Source organism: Neptunicoccus cionae, assembly GCF_014643735.1.
In the GTDB taxonomy this organism is placed as follows: domain Bacteria; phylum Pseudomonadota; class Alphaproteobacteria; order Rhodobacterales; family Rhodobacteraceae; genus Amylibacter; species Amylibacter cionae.
In genome coordinates this window covers 1,089,355-1,115,487 of record NZ_BMKA01000002.1, presented here as the reverse complement: position 1 = coordinate 1,115,487, position 26,133 = coordinate 1,089,355, and the positions used below count along the sequence as shown (strand labels likewise).

At 56.4% G+C, this 26,133-nt stretch carries 23 protein-coding genes and 1 tRNA gene; 7 read left to right on the top strand and 17 right to left on the bottom strand.

Annotation, left to right across the window (positions count from 1 at the left end; translation table 11 throughout):
* Positions 1–52: 52 nt before the first annotated feature.
* Positions 53–409, bottom strand: a complete 357-nt coding sequence (gene uraH, locus IEX10_RS10620) for a hydroxyisourate hydrolase (RefSeq protein ID WP_188674425.1) — start codon at positions 407–409, stop codon at positions 53–55.
* 173 nt (positions 410–582) lie between these two features.
* Between uraH and puuE the strand changes: the two genes are divergently transcribed.
* Positions 583–2,001 (top strand): allantoinase PuuE, encoded by a 1,419-nt coding sequence (gene puuE, locus IEX10_RS10615; protein ID WP_188674422.1) that lies wholly within the window; start codon positions 583–585, stop codon positions 1,999–2,001.
* A 43-nt stretch (positions 2,002–2,044) separates the two neighbouring features.
* Here the strand turns inward: puuE and IEX10_RS10610 are convergent, their stop codons facing one another.
* The 4 genes from IEX10_RS10610 to IEX10_RS10595 all read right to left on the bottom strand — a co-directional run bounded on the left by IEX10_RS10610 (position 2,045) and on the right by IEX10_RS10595 (position 5,667).
* Positions 2,045–2,656: a hypothetical protein gene (locus tag IEX10_RS10610; RefSeq protein WP_188674419.1), complete on the bottom strand. Its 612-nt coding sequence runs from the start codon at positions 2,654–2,656 to the stop codon at positions 2,045–2,047.
* Positions 2,657–2,890: 234 nt separating this feature from the next.
* Positions 2,891–3,460 (bottom strand): TadE/TadG family type IV pilus assembly protein, encoded by a 570-nt coding sequence (locus tag IEX10_RS10605; protein ID WP_188674416.1) that lies wholly within the window; start codon positions 3,458–3,460, stop codon positions 2,891–2,893.
* Complete coding sequence (locus tag IEX10_RS10600) at positions 3,460–3,981, bottom strand: TadE/TadG family type IV pilus assembly protein (RefSeq protein ID WP_188674413.1); 522 nt, start codon at positions 3,979–3,981, stop codon at positions 3,460–3,462. The genes IEX10_RS10605 and IEX10_RS10600 overlap by 1 nt, the downstream gene beginning before the upstream one ends.
* Positions 3,982–4,005: 24 nt before the next feature.
* The gene (locus IEX10_RS10595; protein WP_188674410.1) at positions 4,006–5,667 is read right to left on the bottom strand and encodes a VWA domain-containing protein; all 1,662 of its coding nucleotides are present in this window, start codon (positions 5,665–5,667) and stop codon (positions 4,006–4,008) included.
* Positions 5,668–6,120: 453 nt separating this feature from the next.
* Here IEX10_RS10595 and IEX10_RS10590 point away from each other — a divergent pair.
* Positions 6,121–6,197 (top strand) — tRNA-Arg (locus IEX10_RS10590).
* A 46-nt stretch (positions 6,198–6,243) separates the two neighbouring features.
* Here the strand turns inward: IEX10_RS10590 and IEX10_RS10585 are convergent.
* The 6 genes from IEX10_RS10585 to IEX10_RS10560 form a co-directional block, all read right to left on the bottom strand.
* Complete coding sequence (locus IEX10_RS10585; protein ID WP_188674407.1) at positions 6,244–6,609, bottom strand: RidA family protein; 366 nt, start codon at positions 6,607–6,609, stop codon at positions 6,244–6,246.
* A gap of 13 nt (positions 6,610–6,622) precedes the next feature.
* Positions 6,623–7,348, bottom strand: a complete 726-nt coding sequence (locus IEX10_RS10580; RefSeq protein ID WP_188674403.1) for a DUF3726 domain-containing protein — start codon at positions 7,346–7,348, stop codon at positions 6,623–6,625.
* A complete protein-coding gene (locus IEX10_RS10575; protein ID WP_229678508.1) occupies positions 7,345–9,021 on the bottom strand; it encodes a hypothetical protein in 1,677 nt (558 codons plus the stop codon). The genes IEX10_RS10580 and IEX10_RS10575 overlap by 4 nt, the downstream gene beginning before the upstream one ends.
* A gap of 66 nt (positions 9,022–9,087) precedes the next feature.
* A complete protein-coding gene (locus IEX10_RS10570; protein ID WP_188674400.1) occupies positions 9,088–10,653 on the bottom strand; it encodes a BCCT family transporter in 1,566 nt (521 codons plus the stop codon).
* 54 nt (positions 10,654–10,707) lie between these two features.
* Positions 10,708–11,694: a membrane dipeptidase gene (locus IEX10_RS10565; RefSeq protein WP_188674397.1), complete on the bottom strand. Its 987-nt coding sequence runs from the start codon at positions 11,692–11,694 to the stop codon at positions 10,708–10,710.
* Positions 11,691–13,142: an aldehyde dehydrogenase family protein gene (locus IEX10_RS10560; protein WP_188674394.1), complete on the bottom strand. Its 1,452-nt coding sequence runs from the start codon at positions 13,140–13,142 to the stop codon at positions 11,691–11,693. Before IEX10_RS10560 ends, IEX10_RS10565 begins: the two co-directional genes overlap by 4 nt.
* A 90-nt stretch (positions 13,143–13,232) precedes the next feature.
* On the opposite strand from IEX10_RS10560, the gene IEX10_RS10555 reads away from it, so the two are divergent.
* The 4 genes from IEX10_RS10555 to IEX10_RS10540 all read left to right on the top strand — a co-directional run bounded on the left by IEX10_RS10555 (position 13,233) and on the right by IEX10_RS10540 (position 16,857).
* Positions 13,233–14,102 carry a LysR family transcriptional regulator gene (locus IEX10_RS10555; protein ID WP_188674389.1) on the top strand — a complete coding sequence of 290 codons (870 nt, stop codon included), beginning with the start codon at positions 13,233–13,235 and terminating at the stop codon, positions 14,100–14,102.
* Between the two features lie 241 nt (positions 14,103–14,343).
* A complete protein-coding gene (locus IEX10_RS10550; protein WP_188674386.1) occupies positions 14,344–15,150 on the top strand; it encodes an alpha/beta fold hydrolase in 807 nt (268 codons plus the stop codon).
* Positions 15,147–16,508 carry a PAS domain S-box protein gene (locus tag IEX10_RS10545; RefSeq protein WP_188674383.1) on the top strand — a complete coding sequence of 454 codons (1,362 nt, stop codon included), beginning with the start codon at positions 15,147–15,149 and terminating at the stop codon, positions 16,506–16,508. Before IEX10_RS10550 ends, IEX10_RS10545 begins: the two co-directional genes overlap by 4 nt.
* Positions 16,509–16,599: 91 nt before the next feature.
* Entirely contained in the window at positions 16,600–16,857 is a 258-nt protein-coding gene (locus tag IEX10_RS10540; RefSeq protein ID WP_188674380.1) for a GlsB/YeaQ/YmgE family stress response membrane protein, read from the top strand.
* Here IEX10_RS10540 and IEX10_RS10535 read toward each other — a convergent pair whose 3' ends face one another.
* Positions 16,858–17,646, bottom strand: coding sequence for a DUF4198 domain-containing protein (locus tag IEX10_RS10535; RefSeq protein ID WP_188674377.1), 789 nt, complete (start codon positions 17,644–17,646; stop codon positions 16,858–16,860). It abuts the gene before it with no gap.
* A gap of 15 nt (positions 17,647–17,661) precedes the next feature.
* On the opposite strand from IEX10_RS10535, the gene IEX10_RS10530 reads away from it, so the two are divergent.
* Complete coding sequence (locus IEX10_RS10530; protein WP_188674375.1) at positions 17,662–18,807, top strand: HupE/UreJ family protein; 1,146 nt, start codon at positions 17,662–17,664, stop codon at positions 18,805–18,807.
* Positions 18,808–18,871: 64 nt separating this feature from the next.
* On the opposite strand, the gene IEX10_RS10525 is transcribed toward IEX10_RS10530, so the two are convergent.
* The 5 genes from IEX10_RS10525 to IEX10_RS10505 form a co-directional block, all read right to left on the bottom strand.
* Positions 18,872–20,029 carry an ABC transporter permease gene (locus tag IEX10_RS10525; protein ID WP_188674372.1) on the bottom strand — a complete coding sequence of 386 codons (1,158 nt, stop codon included), beginning with the start codon at positions 20,027–20,029 and terminating at the stop codon, positions 18,872–18,874.
* Positions 20,026–21,054: an ABC transporter permease gene (locus IEX10_RS10520; protein WP_188674370.1), complete on the bottom strand. Its 1,029-nt coding sequence runs from the start codon at positions 21,052–21,054 to the stop codon at positions 20,026–20,028. The genes IEX10_RS10525 and IEX10_RS10520 overlap by 4 nt, the downstream gene beginning before the upstream one ends.
* The gene (locus tag IEX10_RS10515; protein ID WP_188674776.1) at positions 21,054–22,979 is read right to left on the bottom strand and encodes an ABC transporter substrate-binding protein; all 1,926 of its coding nucleotides are present in this window, start codon (positions 22,977–22,979) and stop codon (positions 21,054–21,056) included. Before IEX10_RS10515 ends, IEX10_RS10520 begins: the two co-directional genes overlap by 1 nt.
* Entirely contained in the window at positions 22,979–24,766 is a 1,788-nt protein-coding gene (locus IEX10_RS10510) for an ABC transporter ATP-binding protein (protein ID WP_188674368.1), read from the bottom strand. The genes IEX10_RS10515 and IEX10_RS10510 overlap by 1 nt, the downstream gene beginning before the upstream one ends.
* An 87-nt stretch (positions 24,767–24,853) precedes the next feature.
* A complete protein-coding gene (locus IEX10_RS10505) occupies positions 24,854–26,131 on the bottom strand; it encodes a nucleotide sugar dehydrogenase (RefSeq protein ID WP_229678507.1) in 1,278 nt (425 codons plus the stop codon).
* Positions 26,132–26,133 lie beyond the last annotated feature (2 nt).

The window sequence follows — 26,133 nt, the reverse complement described above, 5'->3', positions numbered from 1 at the left end:
AAGGCTTACGCAGGTTTACCCGTCTTGACCAGCATTCCCTTGTCCCGCGCGCCTAGCTGCCGCGATAGGTGGAATAGCCGAACGGGCTTAGCAACAGCGGCACATGATAATGGGCCTCTGCGTCATCCATGCCAAAGCGGATCGGAATCTCGTCCAGAAAAAGAACATCGCCCCCTGCAACGCCGCAAGCCCGCAGGTAGTCACCCGCATAAAACACCAGTTCATATGTTCCGGTCTGAAAGCTCTCGGCGGGCAGGATCGGCGCGTCAGTACGGCCGTCATCATTGGTGGCCATCTCAACCACCTGTTCGCGGGCGTCGCCGGACAAACGATACAGCACGATCTTGATGCCCTCGGCGGGAACCCCGCGTGCCGTGTCCAAAACATGTGTCGATAGCCATCCAGCCATGCCGGTTCCTTCCTTGAAAATCTCAAACCCTACGGCCCATTCAACCACCTCGCGGGCGATGGCGCAAAGGCATTTCTGCCAGCAAACAGAACAGCAGTTTCAATCTTTTTTTGATAAAACTCGACAACACTTTCGTATAGTTTGGGAAATGAACATCAAAAAGAAGTCTGATCATGAACCGATATCCACGCAATATGCAGGGCTACGGCCCTAATCCGCCTGCCGCAAACTGGCCGAACAACGCCAAAATCGCGGTTCAATTCGTGATGAACTATGAAGAAGGCGGCGAAAACTGCCTGCTGCACGGTGATGCGGCCTCCGAGGCCTTCCTGTCCGAAGTGGTCGGCGCGCAACCGTGGCCGGGACAGCGCCACTGGAACATGGAAAGCATGTATGAATATGGCGCCCGCGCCGGTTTCTGGCGGCTGCACCGCTTGTTCACCGGAGCGGATATTCCAGTCACCATCTACGGCGTCGCCACCGCATTGGCGCGTTCCCCGCATCAAGTTGCAGCCATGCAATCCGCAGACTGGGAGATCGCCTCCCACGGATTGAAATGGATCGAATACAAGGATTACGAAAAGGAGTCGGAACGGGCCGATCTGGAAGAGGCCGTCCGCCTTCACACCGAAGTCACCGGCGAACGTCCCCGCGGCTGGTATACGGGGCGCTGTTCGGCAAATACCGTGGATATCGTGTCCGAAGAAGGCGGGTTTGAGTATTGTTCGGATACCTATGATGACGATCTGCCTTACTGGCGCGAACATCAGGGGCGTGACCAACTGATCATTCCCTACACGCTTGATGCCAACGACATGCGATTTGCTTCTGCGCAGGGGTTCAATTCGGGCGACCAGTTCTTCACCTATCTCAAAGACAGTTTCGACGCGCTTTATGCCGAAGGCGAAGCGGGCGCGCCGAAGATGATGAGCATCGGCCTGCATTGTCGGCTGATTGGACGGCCCGGTCGCATCCAGTCCCTCAAACGCTTTGTGGAGTATGTCAAAGCCAAGCAGGACGTCTGGTACGCAAGGCGCATCGACATCGCGCGACACTGGCAAGAAAACCACCCCCCTGTCCACGCCGAAACAGTCCCCACCGAAATGGACAAAGACACATTCGTGTCCCACTACGGCAGCATCTTTGAACACTCCCCCTGGATCGCTGAAGGCGCGCACGGGCTGGAACTTGGCCCCGCCCACAACACCGCCATTGGCTTGCATTCTGCCCTCTGCCGTGTGTTCCGCAGTGCCAGTGACGAACTGCGCCTTGGCGTCTTGCAAGCGCACCCCGATCTGGCGGGCAAGCTGGCCGCTGCCAAACAACTGACCGCAGAGAGCACATCAGAGCAGGCTTCGGCAGGGTTGGACGCGCTGACGGATGAGGAACGGGAAACCTTTCAGGCGCTTAACAAGGAATACACCGGAAAATTCGGCTTTCCGTTCATCATTGCGGTGAAGGGGCTGACCAAGGACGATATCCTGACAGCCTTTAAAACCCGTATCCACAACGACCGCGACACAGAACTGGCAACGGCTTGCAAGCAGGTAGAACGGATCGCCCTTCTCCGGCTGAGCGACATACTCCCATAATGCAAGAAATCCTCCGGCGGCAGCACCGCCGCCGGAGATCCAGTTACTTTTGCGATTTCAAGTAAGCCGACAATTGCTTTTTCGCCTTCGCCCAATCCACGAGGGCCGCTTTCTTGCTGCCTTCCTTAATATGGGTATCCGCTGCACTGGGGATGGAGTGGATGATCTTCTTGTCCCCAAGCTGCATTGAATAGATCGTATTCGTTTTATGCTGGCCATCACCTTTTTTGGTGGTGATGATACTACCATATTTCGCCTCTAGCGCCTTTAGTTCTTTCAAGGCTTTGGACACGGCGGCACTGTTCGTCTTGGTCGGCGGTTCCAGCTTGTCAGAACTCGGCGCGGCAATCAGGCAGCGGGGCTTAAGAGACAGGGCCGTTCCGTCCACCTTGAACTTGATCGTGTGTTTCCCGACCACTCCGTTAGCCGGTTCAGACTTTAGACCGTTCTTAATTGAAGATGTCTCTGACTTCCACTCCGCCGATTGCAACGCATTTGCTATCGCCTTCGCCTTGGTGGCCGCCACCATAGCCGATTTAATCTCATCCAGCAGGTTCACGTTGTAATTTACGCCAAAGCCCTTGGGAAGGTTGTTGCTTACCTCCGGCCCGTGCAATGGCAGTTTCTTCTCTTTCAGGATAATTGATATTTCCATAGTAAAAATCTCCGCAATGAATTGAATGGCTCAACCATTCCACGAAACCGCGGGAAAGCAATAAAAATAACAGGCGAAGAGGTGACGCAAATCACGCTTTTGAAAACGAGTTTCGCCCGACTTTTCGAAGAGCATGTATGAAGAGACTTTGCGGATTTGCACAAACGCATGCTTTTCAAAAGGAAAATGGCGCCAGCCTACGCTAGCGCCATTTTATATCTTTCACGTCGCGATTTACGAGGATTCGCCTGACGGATGATCCGAATTCGCCAGCTTTGATGTGAACCGTGGGTTCATGACCAACTTTTTAACCAGCAACCGCGCTTCGATCCCGATATATTCCTGAAAGGGAACGAACGGGATGTGACTTTCGATCAGAATTGTGCTTTCGCCGATTTGAAGGTTCGGAAAAATCTCATCTGGGATGTCCTGATTCCGCGTGAGTTCGGGATAAGTGCCTGTGCCAACGCTCCAGTCAATTTCCAGCCCGTCCTCAGTGCGATTAATGTTAGAGATCCGCATGTAAGTCTCGCTGCTGTCCGTTCCCATAATAGAAGCAAACAGCGTGTTCATATCCGAGATATACTCGTCATCCACTTCAGTTTGGCGGGACAGAATATCCGCCACTGTATAGGTTGCCTTCACTGAACGGGTCCAAGTGCTGTAGGCATCAAAGAAAGTGAACGTACCTGCAAACCAGAAGGCGATCAGCGGCAGAACGAACATGAATTCGACCATTGTCGCACCGGATTCGTCCCGTTTCAGGGCATTCAGGCGGTTTGTTATCTGTTTCAGCAGTCGCATCAGTCAGGCTCGTTCACAAAGGCAGTGTCCGCAACAAGGGGAACACCGGTTTCAGAAGTGCCCGGAAACAGGGCTATGCCATTGGGCATCAGCGGGTCGATGATAATGCAGGCACGGATATAAACGATCTCGTTGCGGGAACCCGGGGACCATGTCGTCACCGGTGCTATTTCGTTTTCCTTGTCATAGCATTTATAGTTCTTGGCATAGCCAACAGACGGATCGAACTCATCCATCTCAAGGAAGAGCATATCGGAGCAGTCGTTGAACACCAGCGCCTTATCGCAGATTTCTTCCTTGATATAATCGTGGGTGTAAAGCGGGCTGGCATAAAGGCGCAACTCGCGCACCGTGATGTCAAGCGCCCGCTCCAGCATCATCTGCTTTGTCATGATGAGTCCGGTTTCAAACACCCAGAAAAAACCGGTGAGAAACGTCGTCGCCACGATTACAAATTCTGCTGTGGAGGATCCGCGCTCGTCTTCGCGGAACCCCCTGATTTTGTTTAAGAACTTAAACATGACCTGCTCGCTTTTTGCTTTTGATTATTGTGTCAGCTTCAGTTTTTGGATGGACGCCGCGATAGAGGCGAACACGGTGGTAATGTCTGTACCGGCAGCCGGATAGAAATGGCTTTCGGTGCTGGCACAATCCTTCAACTTGCCCGAGGTCGTGTTGTTGGTCTCATAGCCGATGGTATAAACAACGATCCCGGCGTTTTCAGCTGCGGTACAGGCCGATGACATCACCGTGTCGGCCTCGCTCATGTTCCGGCTGGAAACATTTACCAGATCGTTGAAAGCGTTTTGATTGGTGACGTCGTCGTAATAATCGGCAGGCATCTTGCCCCAAGCCTCGTCCCACGGCAGTTGACGATAAGATACTGTGCCCAGCGCAACTTTGATAAGGTTGAACACCGTGGATGAAATCCAAGAGTTGTCCGAGATGTCAAACAGACTGCCGGTAGAGGGTTTGCGCAGGTAGAAATTTGTTACCTCAACCGGATCACCATAATAGCAAGTGATGCCATATTGACCGCAGTATTTTTCGTAACCGCTACCAGTGTAGGTTTTGCCGTAGTAGGTCAGGTGGGTAAAATCACCTGGCTCTTCTTCTACGACTTCCCACAGGTCCGAAAATCCGGTCCGATACTCATCCTTAAAGCGGAATTCGTATGTGTTCGCACCATCCCCCATCAAGATAACAACTTTCAGGGTTTCGTTATCGGTGTAATCCGCCGGAATACCGGACAAGCCAGGGCTGATATCACCGTCAGCAATAAGGCCATCAGCGATCGTGCGGAAGGACGGATCAAGCAGAGCCAGTCCCCACTTCATCCCCAGATGCGCCGCGGTCCAACCGCTGGTAGTAAGACCGTCGATCTTGCTGTGTAGATCGGCTTCATTGCTTTCGTAGGGCATAATTTCATATTTTGCATCGCCCATGCAGGTTTCATAACTTTCGTTGAAATCCTGAAAGCCACCATAAAGCGCGGTGAATACTCCTTGCCCCAGATTATCCAAAGGATCGACGGCAACTTCACTGAAGCTGGCATCGGAAAAATCCAGACAATTTGAAAGAGTGTGCGTGACCGCGACATTCAGGCGGCTAAAGATCGAATCCGGCGGGGTGACATTGTGATTGAACGGAACGACCGAAATCGAGACAGTGTCAGGGTCCACACCGGTCAACATGGTCGTCACGAATTCCTTCGCAGCCGTTTTCAGATTGCTCAGTTTACTGCCGGCCATTGATCCGGACACGTCAAGCACTAGGGAAATTTCAAGGTTTGGGATACGCTCGGAAGCGGCGCTGCTTGCAGTGATTGGCATCTCGTCGATACCAGCCATCGAAAGAAACCACGTATCCAGATTGGCGGTGGCTGTCGCTGAAACCGTACGTGCGTTGGTGGCGACGATTGATTCCACATTCACTGTGAAGGCATCGATCGTGACCACTTTAGACATATAGTCCTGCACCACAGTATCAGGGTCCTGTGTCTGCTTTAGCGAAGCCGCTGCAAGAACCGCACGATCCAAGTTGTACTGGATCGAAGAGCGCAGGTTTTCATGGCGGGCGAGATCGACAGCCGTGCCGCCAACAAGGAACATTGCCGAGAATACGACGAGTACAAATACGATGATGGAACCTTTCTCATCATCTTTATACTCGTGTTTAACCAGTTTCTTTTTCAATGACGCCAACATGTGACACCCCTTTCTCTGATACACGCTCAGAACGGACCAGGGGAATCACCCGAGGCCGTGAATACTATTTAAGCTTGATCAATATGCCTGAGATGCAGGGCGAAATTACGGCGGATAAGCGCCGTTTCGGAAACAATAGAGGCAGGAATACAAACAATTCTTCGTAATTCGCGCAGGCTCTTGGTCTCATCCAACAGGTCGCAAGGCGCGGATTCTATTAACTTAATAAGTTTTTCAAAAACACGCGGTATAGGTCGCCTGTCTAAAAGTGCAGCGCATTTGTCGGATTATTTGGAAACACTCAGCTACGTTCGTGACACATTATAGCCCCAATTCGAAAGTTGTGAGCGATAGGCTTGAAAGATGATTCCAGTCCTCTTCACGGCAAATTCTCACCCAAAAAACCGCTTGCAACTTGCCCCCGCCGCCCAAATATGGCTTCAAGCGACCACTGGCCCCGTGGCTCAACTGGATAGAGCAGCCCCCTCCTAAGGGGCAGGTTGCAGGTTCGAATCCTGCCGGGGTCACCAAAAAGCCGGAGCAGCGGATTTTGCTGCTCCGGCTTTTTCTTTTTATTTAGGCTGCCATAGCGTCTGGCAGGGCTACGACGGCGATCATTTCGACGCGCATGCCGGGGCGGGCGAGGGATGTGCCGCCTGTGGCCCGTGCAGGCGGGGCTTCGGCTGAAACCCATTCGTCCCAGACAGCATTCATGCCCTGAAAGTCTTCCATATTGGCCAACCAGACTTGCACGGATGCGATATCGGCCTTTGATGCGCCAAGATCGGCTACAACTTTATCCAGTTTCGCCAGCACTTGACGGGTTTGGGTTGTAATGTCCGCGGTCAGATCGTCGGGCACCTGCCCAGCCAGAAACGCGATGTTTCCGATGGTGACGGCTTGGCTCATACGGGGGCCGGGGTTGAGGCGGGAGAGTGTCATGACAGGTCCTTTATTAATCATTGTCACTGAGGGTTGATCCGGCGCCAGCGCGCGACTCTTCTGTGGCTGGCACAGTGGTGCGCATGGCAAAATTCGCCAGTGCTGCAACGGTTGCAGCGGTGGTTTGGGCGTTGGGCGTTTCGTTTGGGCACGGTTGGTGACAGGGCGTGCTATCCACGGCGAGAGTCAGCGCAAGTTTCGCAACGCTTAAGGATTTTTCCGCCGCGCTGAGCCATGTTTCCGTTCCGTCGATGCGCAATTGCCCTCCGTCCCAGCATAGCATAAACGACAGGTCGTTTTTACGGCCAAGCTCGGACAGGAACGGCACCAGAAGGATCGGAGAATTAACCGTACCCAGAGAAATCTCGCAGTCCGGCGCTGGCCCTTCCGGCAGATCCGCATAGTCACACAGCGTCGCGCCAAGAATGATCGGGCAGGCCGCCTGCCCTTTCGCATTCTGCCATGCACCGGGCGTAACTGCGGGGCAGAGGTCTTCCCACTCCAACCCGTCAGCCTGCTCCAGATGGCTGCGCAACTGGGTCGGGCCGTCGATACCGTGGGACACCAACCACGAGGCAGCGAAACCTGCTTCTTCGGCCATGCCCCAGCTCATTCCGACGCCTCGGGCGGCTTTTGTGCACAGCGCGGCGGCCTCGTTGCAAGACAGGGGCGCATGTTCGCTGTCTGCGAACTGCGGGGCGGTTTCGCCGCGGGTCTGGTCGTGGGGATCGACACTCATGCGCTGGCCTCCTCTTTGATTTCGTCGGGGAAAGGGGCGCCCGCAAACAGGTTGATCCGCACCCATCTGTCAGACCGGGGATCGAACTGGCTCGCCCCGAAAAACGCCAGCTTGCAGCGCAGCAGGTCAATTGGCAGCATATCGGCTGCGATCAGGTTGTCCTGCACCTCTGCATAAGGATGGGATAGCGCAATCTGGGCGCGCCGGACGGCATAGCGATGGTCCGGATGGGACAACAACAAAGCTGCCACCGGTTTGGCTGCGTCGTAATTTTTGACCGTGTCATAAAGTTCGGAAATCAATCGGGCGATACACAACGGTTGTTCCAGTGTTGCGCCTTCTTCAGTGGCGCGTTCGCCCAGTCGGGGTTCAAGTTTTTCTTCGGAGACATACCAGAACCGCGCCACGTTTTCAGGGGTGGTAAAGTCGATCTTGAGCGCCCAGCCGTAATCGGTTTCGATAATATCGCGCAGCTTGGCTACCGACATGGCGCCGTTGATATGAAAACTTGCCGCTTCATCCGCACCCATGTGGTTCGCCAGATCGTCGATCAATGCGCCATGGGGTTCGAGCATCAAAGACAAAAGTGCCTCTTGCCCTTCAAGGCCGAGCGTCGCAGCCCCCCACAACCAGAGTGCATTCCAAGGCAGTTCTACCGACCAGTCCCAAGTCCCGAGACCGTCTTCCAGCACGCCCAGATCGCGGCGCAATTCTTCCAGTTTGCCCTTTTGCACGGGGTGTTCGGACTGCCATATTTTGGCATTTTCTATTGCGCAGTGCAGTGCGCTGGTCAGCCCGTGAACCGCCTGCGGGTCAGCAATTCCCTGCGCCCGCACCCGCGCCAGTGCTTCTTCGCGGGCCATCATCCAGTTGTTCAGCAGCACGGGATGGCGCACGATAAACGGGGCCATACCAAGCCCGGTGGAGTTTCCCACACCAAGGCTACGGCGGGTTTCCTGCGCAAGTTTCACCGCCTGCGCCCCGCCTTTTGCAGCCGCAATGTGTTCGACGATATCCACCGTGAAGGCGCGGATCAGCCAAACGGTCAGCATCTCTACCTGAAACGGCGCTGCGAGTTCGGGGCGCTCTGCGATATAACTCCGATCAGATGCGCCGAATTTTCCAGAACCATAGACTGCGGTTGTGCGCATCAGATAGCCCACGGATCGGATTTCCGCCGGATCGGGCTGGAGACCTTCTGAAAGTGCCTCAACCACATGGTTAAACAGACGCACGGAACGGTTGGCGCGGGCGAGCGTCAGCTCTTTTGACGTGACGCGACCGGCTTCCTGATAGGGGACATTTTCAGCCAGCCGTGCAATATCTTCCGCGCTTGGCTCTCCGTCAAACAGGGCGAAGGTTGCATCCCAAGCGGTGGCGATCACCCTGTCCGACCGCATTTCGGGCGGCAGGTCATGGGCGAACGCCACAAGGCTGTAGCTGCGATCTGCGCTGCGGACGCGGTAAACGCCGTGGCCAACGCCTTTGGCATCCACATTCCAGACCGGACGGTCGATCTGCCAGTCAGCGCATTTCAGGCGACGCAGCATCACGCGCAGGAAAGACAACCGTGTCGGGTGGCCACATCCCATCCGCGCCAGACGCATCACTTCTGCGGCAGGGCGCATGAAGCGGGCCACGTCCGGTGTGTTCATCGGTGTAATAACTGACATCGTGTTTCCCCCCTACGTCACAAATTCGGTGAGGGTATGGCGCGTGCCTGCGCCATACCATTTAGTCTAAGCTTGCGCGGCGGCGGCCTTCGTTTTGCGCCCCAGCATCCACGTGATCCGCAGCGCGTCCCACAATGACGGTAGCAGCAGAAGGGACACAGGCACAGCCGTTACAACAATGAAACTTTGCAGCTTGCCGATACCCCCCGACCCTGTCGAGATCAGGATCAGTGCCATCACGCCCATCGCCAGCCCCCAAAAGGCCCGCATCGCGCTGGACGGCTCCCCGTCTGACATAGTGGTCGAGATCACATAGCTCATGGAGTCGCTGGTCGTAGCCACGAAACACATGGTTAGCACCAGAAACAGAACCGACAGGATCATTCCCATTGGCATCGCTTGGGTAATCGCCAACAGTCCGGCAGGCAGGTTGAAGCCTTCAAACGGGCCGGAGATGACACCAGGTTCTGCGATCTCAAAGAAGATGCCGGAGCCGCCGATGATTGTGAACCAAAAGTTCGTGATCAGCGGCGCCATGACTGACAGGGTCAGGATGATTTGACGGATAGAGCGACCGCGGCTGATACGGGCAATAAAAATCGCCATCAGCGGACCATATCCCATGAACCAGCCCCAGAAAAACACAGTCCACCAGCCAAGCCAGCCCGCATCCCCGAACAGTCCGGCATCACCGCGATACAAGGTCAGATCAAAGAAATGGGTCACATAGACCTGCATACCGCCAAAGAAACCGGCGAAAATCTCTGTGGTCGGGCCAGCAATCAGCATGAATGCCAACAGGAATACAGCAAGGATCACGTTAATCTGCGACAACAGTCTGATGCCCTTGGCCAACCCCGTGATCGCAGAGACCGTATAGATCGCAACCAGTGACAGAATGGCGATGGATTGGGTGGCGAAATTATCCGGAATGCCGGTCAGCTCGTTCAGGCCGTAGGACAGTTGCAGCCCCAGAAACCCGATCGGCCCGACTGTGCCCGCCACAACCGCAATCACACAGGACGCATCGGCAATCAGGCCGATTGGGCCATGCAAGGCACGCTCTTTAAAGACTGGGTACAGCAGGGTACGCGGTGCCAGCGGCAGACCTTTGTCATAGTGGTAATGCATCAGCATCACAGTGGTCAGCGACCCGAGGATCGCCCAAGCCAGAAAGCCCCAGTGCAGAAAGCTCTGGGCGAGCGCTACGTTGGCGCGGGCCTCTGTGTCACCGCTCAGATCGCCAAACAGGGGCGGTGTGGACAGGAAATGGGCAATCGGCTCACCGGCAGCCCAGAACACGCCGCCACCTGCAAGCAGGGTACACATGATCATGGACCCCCAGCTAAAGCTGCTGAACTCCGGCAGGGTCAAACCACCCATGACCGTCTTTGATCCTGGCAACACGCAAAGCACCAGACCGATCAGAAAGGTCGCCAGAAGAAGGATCTGCCAGTAGAGCCCGAAATACTTGGCCGAGAAGGCAAAGCTGCTGTCTACCAGCGCGGACAGCCCGTCGATATTAAAGAAAGCATAGGCGCAAAACAGCGCGATGAACCCTCCCGTGATGGCGAAAAGCGCCTTGTCTATCCGGCCGGTTGGCTGGCCTGTTGTTCTGTTTATATCGCTCATCATAGTCCTCCACAAAGCGATTGCACATGGCCTGCTGGCCGCGAAATAATTGTCTTAAGGGACGGATTGCACCCCGAAGCTTGTATCAAAAAAGGCGTACCAGCTGTCGCCCATCACCCCGTCTGTTGTGGCCTCGTCCAGTCCTGCGGCCCGCAAACCGGCGCGGATACCTGCCAGATCGCGGTTGTCATGGAACCAGACAGGCATGGGCGGGAAACCGGCGTTATCCGCGCTGCCCTCGCCATAGTCGATGGCCTTGGTCCAGCGTCCGACCCGCATCCATTCAACGATACTGTCAGGCTGGTCCTGACACAGATCCGTGCCAATCCCGACCTGCCCTGCGCCCACCAGATCAACCGCCAGCGCTGCCATATCGCACCATGATTGCAGCGAACATTGGCCACCGTCTTTCAGATGGTGGGGATAGATCGACAGCCCCAGAAACCCGCCGCTTTCGCCCAGCGCGCGCAGCAGATCATCGGATTTGTTGCGCAGGGCGGCGTGCCAGCTTGCAGGATTTGCATGGCTGATGGTGATGGGTCGGGACGAGTGTTCAATCGCCTCAAAGGTCGACCGCTCACCCGAATGGCTCATGTCCACCACCAGACCGACACGGTTCATCTCGGCCACCACCTGACGCCCCATGCGGGTCAGACCGGTGTCCTCGTCCTCATAACAGCCAGAGGCCAGCAGCGATTGGTTGTTGTACGTCAGTTGCATAAACCGCAGGCCGAGCGTGTGCAGCACCTCAACCAATCCGATGTCATCTTCGATGCAGGACGGATTTTGCGATCCGAAGAAGATTGCCGTGCGGCCGGTTTCACGGGCGCGGCGCACATCGTCTGCGGTGCGGCCCTGAAAGATCAGGTCGGGGAACTGTTCAAACCAGCGGTTCCATTGTTCTATTACCAGAACCGTTTCGCGGAATGTTTCGTGATAGGTGATGGTGACGTGGACAGCATCCACGCCCCCTGCCCGCATCTCGCGAAAGATCTTCTCTGACCAGTTAGCATATTGCAGACCGTCGATCAGATAGGTCATGCTGGCTCTCCGGCCGAAACATAGGCCGTTTTCACAGTGGTGTAGAACTCGGCCGCATAGGTGCCTTGTTCGCGCGGACCAAAGCTCGACGCGCCACGACCGCCGAAGGGGACGTGGTAATCGGTGCCCGCTGTTGGCAGGTTCACCATCACGGTTCCCGCCCGCATGTTGGCGCGGAAGTGGCTGGCACGGGCCAGTGAAGTTGTCATGATACCAGCGGTCAGGCCGAACTGGCTGTCATTGGCAACCGACAGCGCCTCTTCGTAGCTGTCCACCTTTTGCACGGCGGTAATTGGACCGAACATTTCTTCACGGTTGATCCGCATGTCGTTGCGGGTGTTGGCAAATACCGCAGGCGCTTGATAGTAGCCCTGCGTCGCCATCTCCAGACGCTCACCACCACAGAGCAATTCTGCCCCTTCGCCCTTGCCGGTTTCGATATATTCGAGGTTCTGGTTCAACTGGCTTTCGCTGACGACAGGACCGATTTGCGTGCCGTCTTCCAGCGCGTGACCGACCTTCAGTGCCTTTGCGGCTGCGACCAGTTTCTCAACGAACGCATCGTGCAGGCTGCTGTGAACGATCAGGCGGCTGGCCGCAGTGCATTTCTGCCCTGTCCCGCCAAAGGCCGATCCCGCAGCATGGGTCACGGCAAGATCAAGGTCCGCATCATCCATCACGATCAGCGGATTCTTCGATCCCATTTCCATCTGAACCTTGGTCATATTCTGCACAGCAGCAGCGGCAATGCCACGGCCCACGGGAACCGAACCGGTGAAGCTGATCGCATCCACCTGCCCGCCTTCCACCAGACGCTGGCCCACATCGCGGCCCGGACCGGCCACAAGGTTGAACAGACCTTTGGGGATGTCCTGACGGGCGATGATTTCGGTAAGGGCTATGGCACTGGCCGGTGTCACATTGGCCGGTTTCCACACAACCGCATTGCCGAATGCCAGCGCAGGGGCGATTTTCCATGCGGGCGTTGCCACTGGGAAATTCCAAGGTGAAATGATCGCCACCACGCCGACAGCTTCGCGGCGCACGTCGATTTCGATACCGGGACGCACGCTTTCGGCCAGATCACCATGTTGGCGCAGGCATTCAGCGGCGTAATAGGTGAAGAACTGTCCGGCGCGGTAAACCTCGCCCTTGCCTTCAGCCAGCGGTTTGCCTTCTTCGCGGGACAACATGCGGCCGATTTCTTCGGCGCGGGCCATCAGCTCTGTACCGATTGCCATCAGCACATCATGACGCTTCTGGATACCAGCGACCCACCATGCGGGCTGGGCACGACGCGCCGCAGCAAGCGCTGCGTCCAACTGTCCGGCATCCGCCTGTGCATACATGCCGATCAAATCGGATGTATCAGAAGGGTTGCGGTTTTCTATTTCGCTCGCCCCGTCGGTCCAGGAACCATCAATATAAAGTTGCGTACGATCAGTCATGACAATCTCCTATTTGCTTGGCTCTGGTCTAGACCCACAGGGGGATTTCAGTCACTATGAATAAATTGAAGTTGCTTTCAGGAAAATTGAATGTCAGTAAAACTTGAGATGCTCCGCACGTTTGCAACTGTCGCCGCGCAAGGCACTTTATCCGGTGCCTCAGCCGTGCTGGGCCGCACGCCATCAGCCATTTCCATGATGCTGGCCCAGTTCGAACAAGAGGTCGGCGCCCCCCTGTTTGAAACCGACCGCAAAAGCCGTCTGACCCCCCTTGGCCAACTGGTGCTGGACGAGGCCCGGCGCGCCACCGAAGCCTTTGACAACAGTGTTGATGCGATCCGGCGGCACGCCTTGTCCACCGCGGGTATCGTTCGCATTGCTGCCGTGCCTTCAGCCACCGTGGCGCTGCTGCCAGATGTGATCGACGCCTTTCGAAAAATGCGACCCCAAGTACGCATTGAAATCAGCGATGTGGACAGTGCCGCTGTGCGCGCGCGACTGCACCGCGACGAGGCCGACATCGGTATTGTCTCTGCAAGGCCCGGCGATCCGTTAGAGGGCGTTCGTATCCTATCAGATGATCTTGGGATTGTTTGTGCCGAAGACGGCGCCATCCATCGGGCCCATTCCGACACGCAAGGGGCCTCCGGCTGGGACTTGCTGCAACTTGAGCCGCTAATCTCTAACCCGTTGTGTGATCTGGTAAACGATCCAACGGTTGAGGCGCTGCGCGTGGCCAGTGTACTGGAAGCACGCAACACCACCGCCATTCTGTCCTTTGTCAGACGCGGTTTCGGCGCCAGCATTCTGCCTTTCGACGCTGTGCGCAACCAACCCGACGGGGTAGAGTTCTTCGTGCCCGCACAATCACCAAGCCAGCGGGAGTTGCGCAAGATCAAACAGGAACCGGACAGCTTGCGCGGGCCAGCGCTTGAATTCTGGGAACTTCTGAACCGGTGATTACGCGAAGCGCGCCGTATCGTTTCAACAAACCGTGAGCCAAGGTTAATTCTTGAAATTCACAACAGTTTTTTTCTAATCTGGTAAAGATTCGGGCGGAAAACCGCTCTTGGCCACCCACAATCGGAAGATGAGCATTGGGAAGGCTTAACAATTGTGGACCTGTGTCGTCAGATGCAACCGGACTGGTGGGACCAAATGCGATCACTTATCAATTGTACGACCAATAAGGGAGAGTGAGATGTCAAAAGTTGAGCGTTGCGCCGTTAAAGTGACCGGCACCGGCGAGAGCGCAATCATCTTTCTTCACGGTTATGGATGTGACAGCGGCATGTGGCGCAAGATGGCCCCCACGTTTGAGTCCCGTTTCAAAGTCATCACCTACGATCTGATGGGCTATGGACAGTCTGCAATTGAGCACTACGACCGCGCGCGATATGCCACGCTAGACGGTCATGCGGACGATTTGATAGATATTCTTGACGAACTCGAACTAAGCGATGTGATTGCAGTCGGCCACTCGGTCAGCGCGATGACTGTCGCTTTGGCTGCAAACCGCCGCCGCGATCTGATCGCAAAGAATGTCATGATCTGCCCCTCCCCGAGCTACATGAATGACGGCGATTATTCCGGCGGGTTTGAGGAAAGCGACCTGCTTGGGCTGCTTGACATACTAGAGGTCAATTATTTGGGTTGGGCCAGCGATATGGCCCCTGCGATCATGGGTACGCCCGATCGTCCCGATCTGGGCGCAGAACTTACCGAGAGCTTTTGCCAGACCGATCCCGACATTGCGAAACACTTTGCCAAAGTGACCTTCTTGACTGATCACCGTGAGGATGTGAAGCAAGTCGCGCAGCCCACACTGGTGCTTCAGTGCAGCGATGACATCCTTGTGCCAGACACGGTGCGTGCATGGCTTGAGGAAAACCTGCAACGGGGCGAACAGGTCCTGCTGGATGCGACAGGCCACTGCCCCCACATGAGCTTTCCAGCCCAAACCACCCGCGCAATCTCGGCCTTTTTGCAGCCAACCGCAGCGCAATGATCCACAATATCCGCCCCCCCACCGATCTGGACCTCTGGCCCGGTGGTCTTATGGTAATAAACGGCGACGGGGTGATCACCACAACGAACGCAACCCTGCGGTCCTGGTTGGAACGGGATAAGGTGTCGCTCGACGGGGAAACCCGCGTCGTGGACATCCTGACACGGGCAAGCCGCATTTTTTTTGAAACCCATTTGCGCCCACTCCTTTTGCTGGAAGGCGAGTTCACGGAAATATCGCTGGATTTGGAAAGACCGGATGGCACCCGTTTCGGCGTCTATGTCAATGCGCGTGCAGTTCGCACAGACGGCGAGTTGAGCGAAGCCTACTTCTGCATCTTCAAGAACGAGCAACGCCAAGCCTTTGAACGGGAACTGGTGGACCGGAGGCGGGACAGCGACGAGTTCAGAAGTCTCGTGGAATCCTCACCCCATGCGATTGTATCGTCTGATAAGGACTTTAAAATCCACGCCTGGAACCCCGCCGCAGAGCGTTTGTTCGGCTACACCAGAGAAGAAGTACTGGGCCAACGGTTCAATCAGCTTTTGCTGCCAGCCGAAGAATTGCCGGCCCTTGATGCGCGTATTCCAGATGTCATAGCGGGGGAAGTTTTGCGCAGTGAGTCCTTCAGGCTGCACAAGAACGGCCAGAAAATTAACGTAGAACGCAGCTTTGCTGCCATTCGGGATGAAAACCGGACCCATACCGGATTTGTCACCATGTACAGTGACATCACGGTGCGCAAAGAATCCGAAAAGAAAATCCAAACCCTGCTTCACGAAATCAATCACCGTTCGAAAAATCTGCTGACCATCGTCGAAGTGATCGCCCGCCAGACCGGCAGGCGCTATCACGGGGAAGCTTTTCTCCCGATCTTTTCCAACCGGCTGCGGAGTCTGGCGTCCAATCAGGATATTCTACTTAATAGCGGCAGCGTTTATGTAGATCTTGAAGAGCTGGCGCGGGCCCAGTTTACCCATCTTGTCGACGTAGCTGACACCCAGACCAGCCTCTCCGGTCCAACTGTGCATCTGGACGAATCTGTCTCGCAGGCGGTGGGTATGGCGATTTTCGAACTGGTGACGAATGCTGCGAAATACGGCGCGCTCTCGCAAGAAAGCGGCAGGGTAGAGCTGTCATGGGAAATCACCAGCGGTGAAAAACCTGATCTGAAAATGTGTTGGCATGAAACCGGCGGTCCCCCCGTCACGCCACCCACTGGATCTGGGTTCGGGTCGCAAGTGACAGGCCTTTTGCTGGAAACTACCACATCAGGTGAAACGCAGCGCGAGTTTGCGGCGGACGGTCTGTTGTGGTGCTTTACCGCCCCAATGGCAGTTCTGACCGGACAGAGTTGAAGCATAATTGCCAAGGCCGCAATCCGCGCCATATATCTTGTGTTAGGGCAGAAACCACGTCACGGTGGTTGCAACAAAAAAGGATAGCTTCATGGGTATCACAAGTGTCTTTGTTCTTTTGATCGTCGGCGCGGTCGCCGGCTGGCTGGCCGGAAAAATCGTCAAAGGCTCCGGCTTTGGCCTGATCGGAAACATCGTGATCGGTATCCTGGGCGCTTTCATCGCCACACTGCTGCTGCCCGCCATAGGTCTGCCCGTCGGCGGCGGATTGCTTGGCTCTATCATCAGCGCCACGATTGGCGCTGTGATATTGTTGTTCCTGCTCCAGCTTCTAAAGCGCGGTAGCTGATCAGCGCCCGAAAGTCATTGAAGCCCAGAAACTTTCGTAAAACGGTGCGTCTCCGGTGTCTGGCCGCGCGATGTGAACGGAATTCAATAAGACAAAACCGCTCTCGGGGACGGCTACTTCGGCATATCCGGCCTCATCCGTATGGACCCGCCCAGTGGTGACTTCGCCGTCCTTCATAAACACATTGATCGGATAGTCTGCCACCGGCGCCCCCTGCCAAAGCAGTTGCACCCGCACGCGATCTGTATCGGGTGCATAGGGAGAGCCTTCGACCACCAGTTCAAACGGCAAGCCGAGCACTTGATCACTGCCCCCGTCATAAGGGCCGACCTGCACCAGCGCCTTTGCATTGCGCGTGTAGGTCTCGGTGATATTGATCTCGGGCCATCCATTGGCGCGATGCTCTTCAAGCACAAAATCCAGCCCCTCGGCCTTTAGATATTTCTCCAGAAGGTCGGGATCGCGATAGGTTAAACGGTTCGCGTTGGAATGATAGGCAAGGATGTTCAACCCGTTCTCAGGCGCTGCAACTTGCAAGGCTGGGCTGTCCCCGACGGTCCCTTTGTGATCCAAAGTCCCCTTACCATTCGTAATAGTAAAGGACTGGAACTGCGCAGGAATATAGGGAAATGTGGACCCTTTCAACTCGGACCCCACCTTGAGAAAGGCCATCATACGCCCGTCCACTGGCACGGTAAAATCCAGTGGCTCGATCCAGTACTCATGTGCCAGTGATGGACCCGACAGTCCAAATACCATAGACACAACACAAGCCTTCAACCAATTCATAACAGAAATCCCCTCATGACCTTTCCCAAACCATATAGTGCGTTGCTCCTCTTAGCCACGCTCGCCGCATTTTTTATCTCTCTCAGTCCTTTACGGGCCCATGAAGCCACGCCGTCGATCATCGACATGGCCCTGAACGGCAGTGAAGTAACCCTGTCGATCAACACAAATCTGGAAGCCATCATCGCCGGAGTTGCGGATGAGTCGAACACAGAGAACGCCGAAGCAGGGGAGGAAGAATACCTTCGCCTGCGCGAAACCACGCCTGAAGAACTTGCACAGGCATATGCCGCTTTGCGCCCTGCCTTTGACCCAACGCTCAGGCTCTCGTTGGATGGAACACCGGTGGACCTGCGTTATGTGGATCACACCATTCCTCCAGTCGGCGACCCTGACATCGCCCGTGTCTCCACCCTGACTTACAGCGCGACCCTGCCCTCGGCCTCCGGCACGCTGACATGGGATTTTCCTGCGGATTACGGCGATAGCGTCCTGCGGGTGTCGCTACCAGATACTGTCGATCCGGTGATCGCAGACTATGTGGCAAGCGGTGCGACAGCGACCGTTGATCTGGACAACATCGCCCCCCAATCCACCGGAGAGGTCGTCTGGGATTATATCGTGGCAGGCTTTGATCATATCATCCCCAAAGGTCTCGACCATATCCTGTTCGTAATCGGCCTGTTTCTGCTTTCCGCCCACCTGCGCCCGCTGCTGATGCAAGTCACCATGTTTACGCTGGCCCATACCATCACGCTGGCCCTTGGCGCACTTGGCTGGGTTAATGTGCCCGGCTCCATCGTCGAACCGCTGATCGCCGCCTCTATCGTCTTTGTCGCGGTGGAAAACATCTTTACCGAAAAGCTCACCGCGTGGCGGCCCTTCCTGATATTCGGCTTTGGCTTGCTGCACGGGCTCGGCTTTGCATCTGTTCTGGGCGACTTCGGCCTGCCCACAGCGCAATTCATCCCCGCACTGATCGCCTTTAACATTGGTGTCGAAATCGGCCAGCTCGCTGTGATCGCCATCTGTTTCCTTGCAGTGGGCATCTGGTTCCGCAACAAACAGTGGTATCACAGCCGCATCGTCGTCCCCGCCTCGGCCGCGATCGCAATCATGGCCACATACTGGGTGTTGGAGCGTACAGCCCTCATCGCCTGAGGCTTCTTCTGGCGAACAATATCCCGGGGGTCCGGGGGCAGCGCCCCCGGCTACCGCCCCGTCTTTAGTGGTCCGAGTACGGATCGAGGGAATCCCGCAAACCGTCCCCTAAAAAGTTGAACGCCAGCACCACGATAATAACCGGCAGCATCGGGATTGCAGTCCAGGGATAAATCTCGATCGAGGCAAGGTTCTGCGCATCGTTCAGCATCACCCCCCAACTCACCGCCGGAGCCCGCAGCCCCAGACCAAGAAACGACAATGCCGTTTCACCAAGGATCATCGCCGGAATCGACAGCATGGCGCTGGCGATCAAATGGCTGGCGAAATTGGGCAGCAGATGCTTTCGGATAATCCGGTTCGGCTTCGCTCCCATCATTTCAGCCGCGCGCACGAATTCCTCTTCCCGCAGGGCAAGAAATTTGGACCGCACCGCCCGCGCCAGTCCGGGCCAGTCCAGCAGCCCCAGAATGATCGAAATCACAAAGAACACCGCCACCGGCCCCCAGTGGCTCGGCACCGCCGCAGACAGGGCCAGCCACAAAGGCAGCTCCGGCAGGGATCGCAAAACTTCAATCACCCGCTGCACGCCCCAATCTGTGCGCCCACCAAAGTACCCTGCAAGCCCCCCGATAGTGATCCCTAGGATAAATGACACGGTGATCCCGATCAGACCCACCGTCAGGGAAAGTTGTGCGCCGTAAAAGATACGAGAGAAGATATCCCGCCCCAGCCGGTCCGCCCCCCACAAGAACACTGTCGCGCCTTCGGGTGCGCAGAACAGATGGGTATCGGCGCGGAACAAGCCAAGGAAGTTATAGTCATCCCCTTTGCAGAAATACTCCAGCCGCGCCGGATTTTCGCGGTCTTGTGCGTAATTCCAGCGGAAGTTTTCAAGATCCGCCTCGGCGGTAATCGGATAGACATAGGGCCCGATGAACGCGCCTTCATGGAACAGCCGCACCATTTGGGGCGCCGCATAAAGGTGATCCGCGTTCCGCTCGTTCGGGGTGTAGGGCACGAGAAACCCCACGAACGGCAGGCTAAGATAGGCCACCAGCAGGAAAATACCGGACCACAAACCCAGCTTGTGCCGTTTGAATTTGCGCCAGATCAGCTGCCAGCTTGGCGCGTCCAGATCAGGGCGGTCGATGGATTTAATATCCTCGTTCGGATCATAAGGCGCATCATCGACGTAGTGGTTGTTTGGCAAGTTGGTCATTTTCCGCGCCCTCCAAACCGGATGCGCGGATCAAGAAGCACCAGCAACACGTCAGAAATCATTGTCCCAACAAGGGTTAACGCCGCGACAAACAGCAGGATAAAACCGGCGAGGAACTGGTCCTGCGATTTCAGCGCCGTCAGCAGCGCCGGACCGATCGTCTGCAAGCCGAGCACGACGGAAACAAGCACCGAGCCGGAAATAAGAGAGGGCAGCAGATTACCGATATCCGCAACAAGCGGGTTCAGTGAAACGCGGAACGGATACTTCAGAATGGCCTTCACCGGCGGCACCCCCTTGGCCCTTGCCGTATCCACATAGGGTTTCGACAGCTCGTCCAGCAGATTGGCCCGCAACCGCTGCATCATCGCTGCCGCGCCCGATGTACCAATCACAAAGGTTGGGATGATCAGGTGCAGCAGGACCGATTTTATCTTCTCGGGGGACATGGGTTGGCCCTCAAACTCCGGTGCCATCAAACCGCCGATGGGCAGGTTCAGATATTTGTGCCCGTAATAGAACAGGATCAGCGCCAGCAAGAAGTTCGGCGTGGCCAGTCCCAGATACCCCACAAAAGCCGACGTGTAATCCACCCATGTTTTCGATTTCGCCGCCGCCAGAACGCCCAGCGGCAGGGCCACCAGATAAACGAACAGCACCGCTGCCACGTTCACCAAAACCGTCAACCACAGAGCCCCGCCGACAATTTCCGCAACGGGGCGGTCGAATTCAAATGACCAACCAAAATCCCCTTGGATGATGCCGGAAAACCCGTGCGGGCCAGGCCAGAAGCCCATCCAGATCAGGTATTGCTTCCACAATGGCTGATCGAGCGAGTATTCCACCCGCAAGAACTCCACCTTGGAAATCCCGTCCGCCTGCCCTGTTGCCCGCAATTCGGCAATCAGGTTCGACAGGTAATCCCCCGGCGGCAGGTTCATTATGAAGAACACCAGAGCCGACACCACCACAAGGGTCGCGAGCATCGTGATGAAACGATAGATCGAATAGCGCAGTATTAGCATCAGTTGGTGACCTCTGGCGCGAAGAAGAACTCATCCATCCGGTGTATCCCGAAATGCGCCCCCGGATCCCAGGCCCACAGCCCCGCGTCCGGCACGTTCTTCAATTTGTTAGACACGACAACCGGTTGGGGTGCTTCCGCCAGAATGCCGATAGCGTATTTTTCTTCTGCGTGGATTTTTAACATCTCCTGCCAGATCGCCACCCGTCGCGTGCGATTGTCCGTTCTTTCCCATTCCGCCGCCAAATCCATCAGGCGGGCCGCTTTGGGCATATCCACAGGCTCCCCCGCTTCGGCGTTCGTCTGATAATACTGCCCCCATTTCGGCCAAGCGAAAAAGTCCTGCGCACGCGGCGCAAGATACCCCGGAGAGGTGTTGGGTGTGGGGATGCCATTGTCCCAGCCAAACCAGACCGCAGCCATAGACTGGCCGGAATAGACATGCTGGCGCAGAATATCGCGGTCAAGCGGACGCATCACCAGTTCCACCCCGATATCGCGCCATGTGTCAGCGATGATTTGCAGGGCGTTTTCGACTTCCTGACGCTCGCCCGCGGTTTCCACCAGAATGCGCATGGGGCGGCCATCCTCCAGAACGCGGATACCGTCCCCTCTGCGTTTCGTATACCCCAGATCATCCAGAAGCCTGCTCGCCCGCTCCGGATCATATTGGGCATAACTGTTCAGGTTTGCCTCGCTGAAAAACGGGCTGGCGGGCAGTGCTGTCATATTCCCTTCCGAGGCCAGCCCGAAATAGAGCGCGCGGTTGATCATCCGCCGGTCAATCCCAAGGGACAGCGCACGACGGAACTGTACATCCCGCAGTATTTCGCGCCAGACCGGATCAGCGTGGTTGAGGTTCAGGTAAATCGCAATCTGGCTCGCCGTGCCATTGGGCCACAGATGCACCGTGTAATCCTGTCCTTCGGATTCACCCTTCTTCAACACCGCCACATCATTAAAATCGAGCCCCCGTGCCTGAAGGTCGACCTCTCCGGCGTTGGTTTTTGCGGCCACCAGACCGGAACCGACGATGCTCATTTCGACGGTGTCGATGTAGGGCAGTTGCAAACCGCGACTGTCGATGCGGTGGTAATAGGGATTGCGCACGAAAAGACGGCGGCTGTCCATGCCAGTGTCCGCCGGTATCCACGGCTGCAAAGTCGGCAGGCTGGGGTTGTCGAACTTATACATATTGTCGCGCTTGTTGTGCAGCGCCGCCCACCCGCGAACCTTTTTCTTTGCCACAGCTTTGGCCAGCTTTGCCGGATCGGCATATTTTTCGTGGAACTGTTTCAGGTAACCCGAGGGGCGATAGATAAACGGCGGTCTGGCCTGTGCAAGACGTGGCAGAAATCCGGGGTTGGGTTTGGACCAGCGAAAGATGACGGTGGTCTCATCAGGGAACAATACGCGCGGATATTCCCCATCCACCCGCAGAAAAGACGGCGGCCCGCTGGGGGAGAGTTCAGGATTATTCGCAACGTCATACCACCAGTAGCGGAAATCATCCGAGGTAAAAGGCGCACCATCAGACCAGCGGTGGCCCTCGCGAAGTTTCAGAACGAAAATCCGTTCCTCAGCGACTTTCACATCCTCAAGAATGTCGGGCACAAGGTCATATTTCGCATCATAACCGACCAGCCGACCGTAGCCGTAAACGACCATCTGACGGACATCTTTGGATCGCGTGATCATCGTCCGCAGGTTGCCGCCGTGCTGGCCGAACGCCCGCCCTTTTGCGGCCATGTCCACCACGACCGGATTGCGCGGCATCCGCGTGCCAATCGGGTCGAGCGCGCCGGATTTGACCTCTGTTTCCCAAAATCCGGTTTCCTGCATAACAATGTCGTCTGCCATAGCCGTCAAAGGCGCTGCGATCAGTGAAGCGACAAGACATAGGGATCGAATAACAGGCTTCAGCATCATGGGTTCACCCGAACCAGATGGCCCGGCTCCGTTTCGATCAGGGGCGGCAGGCTGCTGCCCTGCATCGCATAGTCTTCGGGCCATGTGTGGGGATCACCCGCGCCCAGCGCCACAGTTTGAAGGTTAATTTTCTGGCTGACGTCGGCCTCTAGACAGGCAGCGATAAGCGCCTTTGTGTAGGGATGACGCGGCGCTGTGAACAGCACATCGGGGGCGGCCTGCTCCACAATCTGTCCCTGCCGCATCACGGCCACCTCATCCGCGATCCGCGCCACAACGGCCAGATCGTGACTGATAAACAGATAGCTCAGTCCGAAATCGTCCCGAATTTTTTCCAGCAATTCCAGCACTTGCATCTGAACCGACAGGTCGAGCGCACTGGTGGGTTCGTCACAGACCAGCAAGCTGGGATTAAGCGCGAGCGCCCGCGCGATAGACAGGCGCTGGCGCTGGCCACCGGAAAAGGCATGGGGGAACCGGCGCAGCATATTTTTATCCAGCCCGACTTTCTCTAGCAGTTCCGCCGCACGTTCCTTTTGTTCCTTGCGTGTCCCGATCCCGTGAATCCGCAGCGGTTCCGTCAGGATATCGATGATCTGCATTCGGGGGGACAGGGAACTAAACGGGTCTTGAAACACCATCTGCGCTTCCCGCTGAAAGGACCGCCGCTCTGACGCATCCAGATGTGCAACATCTACCGGCAAGGCGCCTTTCTCGGCCCAATACCGGATTTCTCCGCCCGCATCTGCCGACGTTGCGCCCAGCGCGATGTTGGCCACGGTGGACTTGCCCGACCCGCTTTCGCCCACGATAGCAAAGGTTTTACCCCGCTCAACCGTCAGGCTTACGTTCTGAACGGCCTGAACCGCACGGTTTTTACCAAAGAACGTGCCAGCGCGGGACACAAAGGTTTTGTTGATCCCCTCAAGCTGGAGGATCGGGTCCACGACGGGCCGCGCCTTAGAGGGTTCCGCGCTGTGCGGAATGGCAGGGGCCGCCGCCAGAAGCTTTTTCGTGTACCCATGGGCCGGTGCGCCGATCACGATGTCGGTCGGCCCGCTCTCCATCACGCGCCCTTTGCGCAGCACACAGACCTGATCGGCGATATTTGCCACCACCCCCAGATCATGGGTCACGAAGATCACCGCCATACCGGTTTCTTCCTGCAACCCCTTGATCAGCTCCAGCACCTGCGCCTGTGTGGTCACATCAAGAGCTGTAGTCGGTTCATCCGCGATCAACAATTCGGGCCGCGCAATCATCGCCATCGCAATCATCGCCCGCTGGCGCATACCGCCCGAAAGCTCGAACGGATAGGCCGCGAAGGCCCGTTCCGGATCAACAAAGCCGACACGGCGGAATTTCTCTAACACCTCGACCTTCGCACTGGTACGGGAATGGCCACGATGCAGGGTCAGCACTTCTGCCACCTGATGTCCGATACGGTGCAACGGCGACAGGCTGTGCATCGGTTCCTGAAAGATCATCGAAATCCGGTCACCGCGCACATCGCGTAAATCTTTTTCAGAGAGGTTGAACAAATCCACCGGCGCAGAGGCCTTTGGATCAAATACAGCCGTGCCGGAATGGATCACCGCAGCACGGGGCAGCACCCGCAACAGCGAGCGGCACGTGATTGTCTTACCGGATCCGCTTTCCCCGACCAGAGCAAGCGTTTCGCCCCGATTAATCGAAAAGTTAACATCCGTAATAATCGGGGGCTGGTCTCCAAACCCGATCGACAGGTCGTTAACCTGCAAGAGCGGCGCGGTGTCGGCGTTCATTCTGGTGTCCCGTTTGATCACGGCCTCTCCCAAGGCCTCGGCTCCAGTTAACGCGTGGTGCAGGAAAAAAACAAGGACTGCGGTGGGTTACAGACGCAAATCGACTGCTGATTTGGGCAAAATATGCTTCAGATCGTAGATGACGCTAGGGGAAGCACAGAGCGCGCTTATTTTTGCTGGATCGTCTTTGGAAAATTCGTCGTGCGCGACAGCCAGCACAACCGCGTCATACCGGCCATTTTCCGGCGCTGCGACCAGATCAATTCCATAGATCGCGCGGGCCTGTTCGGGATCGGCCCAAGGGTCATGCACATGCACCGTCACCCCGTAATCCTGAAGCTCTGCAATCACATCCACCACGCGGGTGTTGCGCAGGTCTGGACAGTTTTCCTTAAACGTCAGCCCCATCACAAGGATCTCTGAGCCTTCAATCGCGACCCCTTTGCGGATCATCGCCTTGATCAACTCAGACGCAACCACTTTGCCCATCGCATCGTTGATCCGCCGCCCCGCAAGGATCACTTCGGGGTTGTAGCCCACCGCCTGCGCCTTGTGGGTCAGGTAGTAAGGATCAACGCCGATGCAGTGGCCGCCCACCAGACCCGGTTTGAAGGGCAGAAAATTCCATTTCGTTCCGGCAGCTTCCAACACGTCAGCGGTATCAATCCCGAGCCGGTGAAAAATCATCGCCAGCTCGTTTACCAGCGCAATATTCAGATCGCGTTGTGTGTTTTCGATCACCTTTGCCGCCTCAGCCACCGCGATAGAGGGGGCCTTATGGGTGCCAACCGGCACGATCGCGGCATAGAGGCTGTCCACAAAATCCGCCGCTTCGGGCGTGCTGCCGGAGGTGACTTTAACAATGCTCGGCAAACGGCGCTGCATGTCGCCGGGGTTGATCCGTTCAGGGCTGTAGCCCACAAAGAAATCGCGGTTGAACACCAGACCGGAGGCGTCTTCGATCACAGGCACGCAGTCTTCTTCGGTGGCGCCGGGATAGACCGTGCTTTCAAAGATCACCACATCGCCTTTCGACAGCACTCCGCCGACTGACCGGCTGGCCGCGAGCAATGGGCCTAGGTCAGGACGCTTGTGGGCATCGACAGGGGTTGGCACCGTCACCACGTAAACATTGCAGTCACGAATATCCTTAACATTATCGACAAATTGCAGATGCTGCGCTTGTGACAGTTCATCGGGTGTGACCTCTCGGGTGAAATCCTCACCTTTGCGCAGCGCGCTGATCCGTTCAGGATTTAAATCAAAGCCCACCGTGGGAAACAGGCGGCCGAACTCCACCGCGAGCGGCAACCCGACGTAGCCAAGACCGATCACGGCGATTCGGGCTGATTTCATATCCAACATAG